The sequence below is a fragment of the Sulfitobacter sp. genome, from assembly GCF_041552635.1.
In the GTDB taxonomy this organism is placed as follows: Bacteria; Pseudomonadota; Alphaproteobacteria; order Rhodobacterales; family Rhodobacteraceae; genus Sulfitobacter.
The window spans coordinates 1-3,931 of sequence record NZ_JBFEKM010000259.1 but is presented as its reverse complement, the minus strand read 5'-3'; the positions used below and the strand labels follow the sequence as shown (position 1 = coordinate 3,931).

The window sequence follows — 3,931 nt, the reverse complement described above, 5'->3', positions numbered from 1 at the left end:
TTCTTCCGGCGTCGGATCGGTCGTCATTGGTTTTTCTCCTGATGAATGATGGCGTCGCGTGCGCGGATGACATCCTTGACCGCACGCAATGTGATCGGGGTACCGCAGACCCAGTCTGCCGAACTGTAAATTAGCTTTTTGTCGCGCGCATAATGGGCGATGGCGGGGTGGAACATGATCTCTTCGGACCGGGACCCGCCCGGATAGCGCGGGGACGCGATCAGAACATCAGGGGCTTGCACCACCAACTGCTCAAGATCCAGAGTGCCGCTGCCCGTCATCCCCAGTTCTTTGGTAAGATTTCGAAAGCCAGCGGCGGTAATGATATCGTGCCCCAAGGTATTGGCCCCAAGGGAATATCCGTTGGGGTAATAAAAGGCGGCCACAGGGGCCGTGCTGTCGGGTACGGCAACATTGGCAAGATAGGTCTCGACCTCAGCCGCCCGTGCGTCCGCTTTGCTTTGCTGTTGCAGTATCTCACCCATCTGCCTGATCTGCTGAGGAATTTGATCAAGCGCGCTGGTGATTGGAAACTGCTCTACCCGCAACCCAAGCCCGCGCAAGATCGCCAGCGTCGTCTTGTCGGAATAGGTGCCCGCCAACAAGATGTCTGGCGCGGACAGGAATATTTCCTCGGCCCCGCCAGAATTCTGCGGATATGCTTTGGCCTGCTTTGCCAGTGATGACGATCTGGCATCAGTTGCCAAGCGGCTCAGCGACACGATCTGTTCAGGCTCGGCCAGCAACAGCACCAATTGATCCGTACACAAATTCATCGACACCACCCGCGGAAGGTCTGCCGCTTGGACCGCAAGCGGCCCAACCGACAGACTTCCCACCAGCAATATCAGCTGTGCAAGATCAGAAATCGGCCTGAATACCGACATAAAGCGCCCTTCCCGACGTGTTGTAGCCCCGGACCGTTTCGTATGTTTCATCCGTCAAGTTGCGCAGTGACACATAGGCATTGGTCCGGTCGGTCAGGTCATACTGCGCCGAAAGATCAACCACGGTATAGTCGGCAAGCGGCGTCAGCGTGCCAAACCCGTCGAGCACGTCAGCAACATGAGTGACGCGCAGTGTCGACGACAGCCTGTCGGTCACGTCGAAATCTGCGGCCATAGACAGTTCGTGACGCGGGACACGCGCCAGCCGCACACCGTCGTTCTTGGCAAGCGTATAGGTATAGTTTCCGGTAAAGCTGAGCCGGTCGGAAAAACTGTAGCTCCCCGACAGCTCAAGCCCTTTGGATGCTGTCGTGCCGGGCACCTGCGCATAGCTGGATGTGGCCGTGCTATACTGGATCAAGTTGTCGATTTCGATATAGAACGCCGTCGCGCGCAGTATTGCGGTTTCGCCAATCCGGTGTTCGACGCCAAGATCAAAACTGCGGCTGGTTTCGGGGGCCAGATCAGGGCCCGAATAGGGGCCGAACCGCTCATAAAGCGACGGTGCCCGGTAGCCGGTGCCGAAAGACGTCCGAACAGTTGTCGCGTCCGTGGCAGTCCACGCCAGCGCCGCGCGTCCGGAAAATTGGCCGTCAAAATCCGAGAAGTCATCGTAGCGCAGGTTGGCCGACAGCTCCAGATCGTCGCGGGGCGCATGTTTGATTTCAGCGAATGCCGCCGTATTCGACGCCTCGAATTCCGTGCCATCCAGCGATGCGCGCTCTTCGGTCCAGTCGATGCCAAAGGCAAGGGCCGTTGCAGACGTCAGTTCGACCTGCCCCACATACTCGGCCTTCAGCCGCTCTCCGATAAACTCTTTGGTAAATCCATCCGCGTCAAACCGGTCGCTCCGGAAACCGGAGACCGAGAATTCATGCTCCCATGCGCCTTGGGATACTTCGGTAAACACACGCAACCCCGACCGGACCTCTTCGGTGCTGCCGGTCGAATTGCTGGATGAGCGGTCAAAGTCCGACGTGCCGTCAGACCACAGCCCTGCAACCCCGACCCGCACCGCGTCTGTCAGTTGGTAAGCTGCAAATACATTGGCCGAGCTTTGGTCGAAACCGTCGTCTTCGGTATCTGACGAACGTGCCGAGAAACCATCTGTGGCTACGCGGCTCAGGCTAAAGGCAAGCTCGATCCGGTCGTCCCGAAACCCGACGCTGCTGGTTGCCGTGCGCGTGTTATAGCTGCCGTATTCCAGCGTTGTGCGGCCCGATGCGCCGTCGCGTGTTGGCCGCCATGTCTGGATGTCGATCACACCCGCAATCGCATCAGACCCGTAAAGCGCGGATTGTGTCCCCTTGATCAGGGTGACACGGTCCAGCGTGCCCGAGGTCAGCGTGCCAAAGTTAAAGCTGGTCTGCGTGCTTGACGGGTCCGTGACTTCGATTCCGTCAACGCGCACCCCAAGATAGGTCCCATCAAGACCCCTGACACGGATCGAAGACCGCGTGCCCAGCCCGCCATTCGCGCTGAGCGATACGCCGGGTAAAACAGCAAGCGCATCGGCCACACTGGCCCCGCCTTCCTTAAGGTCTTCGCTGTCCAGCACTTCGATCGTCGCACCGGTCGCCTCTAGTGTGGTTGGCAAAAGGCCACCGTAAACAAGGATCGGCGCAAGATCGAACGTGGTTTCGGATTGCGCTTGCGCCAGCGATGGCGAAAAGGCGGCAGAACATAGCAACGTCCGCATCAGGGTATTTTTCATATGGATATTCCAAGCCAGAGTCCCGGTCATTAACCGGTCAAAACACAGTTTTTACCTGGGGTGGGGATAAGCCGCCCGCAGATGGTGAACGACACCTCTGCGGAAACTTCCGCCGTCCTGGTGCGCCCCGCGCCCGAACCGGGTGTTCACTCTTGGCAGGTCTCCTGACTTACGGGTCGACGCTTGGCTGGCCTTCCCAACCGGAAATCCGGCAGTGGCATATTCAGCTTCGCTCGCCGCTCACAGTTGCGGGGGCAGTCGTGGAGTTCCTGTTTCCAAGTCACCACGTTCCCTTTTAACCAGACACCCAAAACAGCGGGCTAATGGACCAAGAACAACGGTTAAAGATCATCGGCTGCGATTTGTGTCAATAGGCCCAACACAGAAAATTAACCTATCATGGACGAAGTGCAATACTCAGCCGTGACCAGTCATTTTCCTGGGCAGGAAGTCCCAGCCGTATCCATTTTTGAGAATAGGGGAAAATCCGTGTCCAGATCCGGTGCGTCGCGATGTGTCGTTGAACCTTGGCCGCATCGGGCGTGGCATATGTCCGAAACAACGGCGTGCCCCCGACAAGGTCCCAGCCCGCGCCCCGTGCCAGATCATCCAGCCGGGCCGTGTCGCGCAGCAGGTTTTCCCGTGTCTGTTGCGCCCATTGCGCATCCCCCAAAGCCCGTGCCGCCACGTCGATAGCCATGCCGGACACAGGCCACGGGCCGACCATATCACGCACCTGCCCAGCCAGCGCAGGTGCCGCCAGCACAAAACCAAGGCGCAGACCGGCCAGACCGTAGAATTTGCCAAAGGACCGCAGAACAATCACATTTTCAGGTACGCCGTGTGAACAAGTGGTCACTGAAAGATGTGGTGCGGGGTCAATAAAGCTTTCATCGACAATCAAGATGCCGACCTTTTCGGCCAGCGCCGCCAACGCATCCGGCGCATAGGACTTTCCGTCGGGATTATTGGGGTTCACGACCACCGCAATGCCACTGCCCTCTAGCGCATCAAGGGTCGCAGCCTCGCGGACCTGCCAGCCCGCAGATCGCAGCGTCGCGGCGTGTTCATTATAGGTTGGGGCCAAAACAGCCGCCTGCCCTGCCGGCATCAAACGGGGCACCAGCTGGATCGCCGCTTGCGCGCCCGCCACAGCAACAGCATCTAGCGTCGTCCCGTAGGCAGACTGCGCCGCACGCTCAAGGGCGCGCAAACCCTCGCGGTCAGGCAACCTTGACCAGGCCGCCTCAGGGACTTGGCCCACTGGATA

3 protein-coding genes and 1 riboswitch are annotated in these 3,931 nt (G+C 59.0%); all 3 genes read right to left on the bottom strand.

Going from position 1 to position 3,931, the window contains the following annotated elements; translation table 11 throughout:
* Positions 1-23 precede the first annotated feature (23 nt).
* The gene (locus tag ABYT07_RS19585) at positions 24-887 is read right to left on the bottom strand and encodes an ABC transporter substrate-binding protein (RefSeq protein ID WP_372993696.1); all 864 of its coding nucleotides are present in this window, start codon (positions 885-887) and stop codon (positions 24-26) included.
* Positions 862-2,661, bottom strand: coding sequence for a TonB-dependent receptor plug domain-containing protein (locus tag ABYT07_RS19580; protein WP_372993695.1), 1,800 nt, complete (start codon positions 2,659-2,661; stop codon positions 862-864). Before ABYT07_RS19580 ends, ABYT07_RS19585 begins: the two co-directional genes overlap by 26 nt.
* A gap of 136 nt (positions 2,662-2,797) precedes the next feature.
* Positions 2,798-3,009, bottom strand: a riboswitch (cobalamin riboswitch).
* A 49-nt stretch (positions 3,010-3,058) separates the two neighbouring features.
* On the bottom strand, positions 3,059-3,931 hold an 873-nt coding region (locus ABYT07_RS19575), incomplete at its 5' end, for a threonine-phosphate decarboxylase (RefSeq protein WP_372993694.1).